This is a genomic window from Aeromicrobium sp. PFPM2_SD2, assembly GCF_057364525.1.
Map to the genome: position 1 here is coordinate 1 of NZ_JBNFNZ010000811.1, position 555 is coordinate 555.

The window sequence follows — 555 nt, forward strand, 5'->3', positions numbered from 1 at the left end:
CGTCGAGGCGCTCGGCGAAGGTCGGTCCCCGCGCACCTGGCCCAGCTCACCGGTGGGCGTCCGGGCGCCTCGGCGCAGGTAGCCGCTGCTCCCTCGGTCAGGGTCAGGGCCTCGGCCGGTCGACGCCGGCGTCACGCAGCACCCGGCTCCACCACACGAGCGGCCGGGCCGGGTCCTCGCCGGCCACGCCCCGGCGGTACCGGTCGTACCGGCGACCGACGAGATCGAGTCGCCGATGACGACGACCGGCGCGTGCGGCGTCGCGGTGGGGCTGGCCGTGGGCGTCGGGACGGGGTCGCTCGGGCTCGGGGACGGGGTCGGCTCGAGGACGGTCGGCGTCGGCTCCACCGGGGTCCCCTCGTCACCGCTGGCGGCGACGAACGTGGACGCGGTCAGCACGACGACGGCGACGCTCAGCAGCAGGGACTTGCGGGGGACGGCAGGCACAGCGGGACCTTCGGGGACGACGACAGGGGCGGAGGCGGTCTAGCGGGTCCGCACCGAGGCGCGGCCGAGCGTCCCGTCGCGGCCGCGCCCGGCGTCGCGGGCGACGAC

1 pseudogene is annotated in these 555 nt (G+C 77.8%); it reads right to left on the bottom strand.

Annotation, left to right across the window (positions count from 1 at the left end):
- Positions 1 to 447 (bottom strand): annotated as a pseudogene (locus AC2W7G_RS18255) (hypothetical protein); the annotation flags it as partial.
- Positions 448 to 555: the final 108 nt, after the last annotated feature.